4 protein-coding genes are annotated in these 4,198 nt (G+C 42.4%); all 4 read left to right on the top strand.

Annotated elements, in window-relative coordinates; all coding sequences use genetic code 11:
- Window positions 1-94 precede the first annotated feature (94 nt).
- The 4 genes from HMPREF1639_RS05940 (at window position 95) to rlmD (ending at window position 4,138) form a co-directional block, all read left to right on the top strand.
- Complete coding sequence (locus HMPREF1639_RS05940) at window positions 95-931, top strand: class I SAM-dependent DNA methyltransferase (RefSeq protein WP_036764407.1); 837 nt, start codon at window positions 95-97, stop codon at window positions 929-931.
- An 18-nt stretch (window positions 932-949) separates the two neighbouring features.
- Window positions 950-1,825, top strand: a complete 876-nt coding sequence (gene hslO / locus HMPREF1639_RS05935) for an Hsp33 family molecular chaperone HslO (RefSeq protein WP_036764405.1) — start codon at window positions 950-952, stop codon at window positions 1,823-1,825.
- Window positions 1,826-1,916: 91 nt separating this feature from the next.
- Window positions 1,917-2,651 carry a pseudouridine synthase gene (locus HMPREF1639_RS05930; protein ID WP_036764403.1) on the top strand — a complete coding sequence of 245 codons (735 nt, stop codon included), beginning with the start codon at window positions 1,917-1,919 and terminating at the stop codon, window positions 2,649-2,651.
- A gap of 122 nt (window positions 2,652-2,773) precedes the next feature.
- Window positions 2,774-4,138 carry a 23S rRNA (uracil(1939)-C(5))-methyltransferase RlmD gene (gene rlmD / locus HMPREF1639_RS05925; protein WP_036764402.1) on the top strand — a complete coding sequence of 455 codons (1,365 nt, stop codon included), beginning with the start codon at window positions 2,774-2,776 and terminating at the stop codon, window positions 4,136-4,138.
- Window positions 4,139-4,198 lie beyond the last annotated feature (60 nt).

Raw genomic sequence — 4,198 nt, 5'->3', positions numbered from 1 at the left:
CAAAGTAGCTTGAGCTGTTAACTATATAGAAAAAATGGTTTGAAAATGGTATAATAGCAGATAGTGGATTTGGATAGAAAAAGGTGGTAGTTAAATGAACCAGTATGGTAATTTTGCCTATGTGTACGACCAGCTCATGGATGATGTTGATTATGATGCTTGGGTCGGGCATATAGAGGATTTGATAGATAAGAGTGGTGCTAGTGTCAAGAATATCTTGGAGCTAGCATGTGGTACGGGGAATATTACGATTCCCTTGGCCCAGAGTGGGTATGATATAGCGGGTATAGATATATCAGAGGATATGTTAGGTGTGGCTCTGGAAAAGTCTGAGTCCATGGGCCTTCCCCTAGTTTTGTTGGAGCAGGATATAGTGGACTTGGATTTTGACCTTTATGACTTGGATTGTGTCTTGTGTGCCTGTGACGGTTTTAATTATGTCACTAGCCTGGATGACTTGACCAAGGTCTTTGCCAAGGTTTATGAATTGTTGAAGCCAGGTGGAGTCTTTGTATTTGACATCAGCTCACACTACAAGCTAAGTCAGGTCTTGGGCAATAACTTTATGGGAGAGTCTAGGGAGGACATATCATATATGTGGACTAATTACTATGATGAAGGCAACCAACTTTTGGAGATGAATTTGGATTTTTTCCTAAAAATTGACGACCAGGATTACGAACGAGATGAGTATGAAGAGGCAGACCAAGGCTCAAATAAATTATTGGAAGATGGTAGTCAGCTTGGATGTGAAGATGACAACCTATACGAAAGATACAGGGAAGTCCACCTGCAGAGGGCCCACAAGGAAGATGAAATAGTTGATACCCTGAAAAATGTGGGGTTTGAGAAGATAGATTCCTATGGAGATTTTGGTATGGATAGGCCAGGTGACAAGGCTGAGAGGATATTCTTTACAGCAGTAAAATAGAATGAGAGAGGTTTAAATATGAAGGATTATTGCATAAGAGTAACAACAGGAAATAAGGAAGTGAGGGCATTTTTTGCCTCAACTAAAAATATGGTAGAGACAGCTAGGGGCTTTCACAATACTACAAAGGTGGCAACTGCAGCCCTAGGCAGGACCCTAACAGCTACATCTATGATGGGTCTGATGATGAAGAACAAGGGCGACAAGATTAGTGTAATTATCAAGGGTGGAGGTCCTATAGGAACTATCTTGACTACATCAAATGCCAGTGGTATAGTCAAGGGTTATGTGACTAATCCTGATGTAGAGGTTGAAAACTACGCAAGTGGTAAGCTAAATGTGGCTGGTGCAGTTGGAAACCAGGGTACTATAAAGGTCATCAAGGACCTAGGCCTAAGAGAGCCATATAATGGTGAGTATGAGATGGTCAGTGGTGAAATTGCAGAGGACTTTACCTACTATTTCACAGTATCAGAGCAGACACCGTCAGCTGTATCTCTAGGAGTTTTGACTAGGACTGACGAGGTAGAAGAGGCTGGTGGATTTATAGTCCAGATGATGCCAGGCGCAAGTGAGGAGACAATATCTACAATAGAAAGAAATCTGACAGGAATCCAGTCTGTAACTCAGATGTTGAGTCAGGGATTAACTCCTGAAGACATGATGAATATAGTATTAAAGGACCTAGAACCAGCTATCCTAGACAGGGTTGAGGTAGGCTTTGAATGTGACTGCTCCAAGGACAGGGTGGCAGAGGTATTTGTGGCCATTGGCAAGAAGGAGCTCAAGTCTATAATAGATGAGGACAAGGGGGCTGAAGTTGGCTGCCAGTTCTGTGAGTCTAGGTACAGCTTTAGTGAAGAAGAGCTAAAAGAAATATACGATAATATGTAGTTAGGATAATCGGGCGAAAAATAGTAGTAATTGAACAGATATAACTAGGGAAAATACAGCTAATAGTAGTAGAAGAATCAGGAGGAAATTTATGAGGTTGGATAAAATGTTGGGCAACCTAGGCTATGGAACTAGGTCAGAAATTAAAAAAATGTGTAGGCAGGGTATGGTGACAGTCAACGGTCAGGAAGCCAAAAAGCCCGACCAGCATATAAATCCTGACCAGGACCAGGTTTGTCTAAATGGCCAAGAGGTCAGCTACAGAGAGTATATATACCTGATGATGAACAAGCCAGCCGGTTGTGTATCTGCAACCTTTGACAGGTACGACCAGACAGTTATAGACCTCATAAATCCAGAGTATTTGGCATTTGACCCCTTTCCAGTAGGCAGACTGGACAAGGATACAGAAGGCCTCCTAGTAATTACAAATGATGGCCAACTCAGCCACAGGGTCCTATCACCTAAAAAACACGTCCCTAAAAAATACTACGCCCAGATAGACCAAGAGGTAGTGGCTAGAGATATAGAAGCCTTTAGTAAGGGCCTATATATTGGTGATGACTACACGACAAGGCCTGCAAAGTTAGAAATTATCAGGACCTTTGAGGCAGATGACGGTAGCCTGGGTTCTGAAATATATGTGACTATTAGCGAGGGCAAGTTCCACCAAGTCAAGAGGATGTTTGAGGCTGTAGGCAAGCAAGTCCTATACTTAAAAAGAGTTCAGATGGGTGGCCTATCCTTGGATGAATCCCTAGAACTGGGCCAGTATAGGGAACTGACCGAAGAAGAAGTCAAGCTATTGGAAGATAGAGAAATCTAGACATATATTAGGGTAAAAATCCTTAACTTAAATAAGATAGAAAATACTGATTTATTAGAAGTATAAAGATATTGAAGCAAGACAAGATATATGATCTTGAATCGTTAGAAAGGTAAGTGTTGATGAAGAGGAAAGATATAATAGAATTTGAAGTAGGCAAGATGGAGTTTGGGGGCATATCACGCTCTATATATGAAGACAAGATGATAAAGATGAAGGGTGGTATCACAGGTCAAAAGGTGAGGGCTGTGGTCAAAAAATCAAGGGCAGACAGTGGAGAAGTCAAGTTTTTGGAATTATTAGAGCCATCTGAGCTAGAGACAGCCCCAGTCTGTAGGCATTTTAGGCAGTGTGGAGGCTGTTCAATCCTATCCATCCCCTATGAAAAGCAGCTGGAAATCAAGAAAAATCAAATCCTAGACCTTTTTGACAAGGCCGGTATAGAGGGCTACGAATTTTTGGGTATCCAGGGCAGTCCTAGCCAGTACGCCTATAGGAACAAGATGGAATTTACCTTTGGCGATGAGTACAAGGATGGTCCCCTATCACTTGGCATGCACAAGGTAGGCAGGTTTATAGATATAGTTACAGTTGACGACTGTAGGATAATCAATGAAGATTTTAGAAAGATAATGGTCGGAACTAGGGACTTCTTTGAAGAAAAAGGCCTGCCATACTACAGGTCCTTTAACCACCAGGGCTACCTAAGACACCTAGTGGTTAGGAGGGGTGAAAATACTGGAGAAATAATGGTAAATATAGTGACATCCTCTCAAATCGACTACAATATGGAGGAATACAAGGAATTTTTACTTGGATTAGACCTTGAAAATGACCTAGTAGGTATCCTACACACAATAAATGATGGACTAGCCGATGCAGTCCAGTGTGACGAAATGAGGGTCTTACATGGTAGGGACTACTTTTATGAAGAAGTTCTAGGCTTGAGGTTCAAGGTATCTCCATTTTCATTTTTCCAGACAAATACCAAGGGGGCAGAGGTCCTATATACTATAGCCAGAGACTTTGCAGGTGACAAGGGTGACGGCAAGGTTGTATTTGACCTATACAGTGGGACAGGCACAATAGGACAGCTGATGGCCAAAACTGCCAGAAAGGTCTACGGTATAGAATTGGTGGAGGAGGCTGTAGTAGCAGCCAACCAAAATGCCAGGCTAAACCAGCTAGACAACTGCGAATTTATAGCAGGTGACGTGGCCAAGGTAGTCAGCAGCCTACCAGAAAGACCAGACCTGATAATAGTAGACCCACCAAGGGCAGGAATCCTAGGCAATGGTGTCAAGGACATAGCTGAATTTGGTGCAGGGGAAATAGTCTATGTCAGCTGTAACCCAAAGTCACTGGTTGACAACGTGGTCGAGTTCGAGGCTAGGGGTTATAAGTTGGAAAAGCTGAAGCTGATGGACATGTTTGCATCGACGCCTCATGTGGAGTGCATAGCGTTGATACAAAGAGTGAAATCGTGAAAATCCTGCATTTTAAGCAGTTTTACAAGCATTATGTATTTGTAGAAGACGGAGAGGGAG

Origin of the sequence: Peptostreptococcus sp. MV1 (genome assembly GCF_000758885.1) — a bacterium.
Lineage (GTDB): Bacteria > Bacillota > Clostridia > Peptostreptococcales > Peptostreptococcaceae > Peptostreptococcus.
The sequence above is the reverse complement of the archived record's forward strand: the minus strand, read 5'-3'. Positions and strand labels throughout refer to the sequence as shown.

What these genes read in the sequence shown, in the direction of transcription:
- HMPREF1639_RS05940 (WP_036764407.1), top strand. Translation starts at nt 95, where the DNA reads ATGAACCAGTATGGTAATTTTGCCTATGTGTACGACCAGCTCATGGAT.
- hslO (WP_036764405.1), top strand. Translation starts at nt 950, where the DNA reads ATGAAGGATTATTGCATAAGAGTAACAACAGGAAATAAGGAAGTGAGG.
- HMPREF1639_RS05930 (WP_036764403.1), top strand. Translation starts at nt 1,917, where the DNA reads ATGAGGTTGGATAAAATGTTGGGCAACCTAGGCTATGGAACTAGGTCA.
- rlmD (WP_036764402.1), top strand. Translation starts at nt 2,774, where the DNA reads ATGAAGAGGAAAGATATAATAGAATTTGAAGTAGGCAAGATGGAGTTT.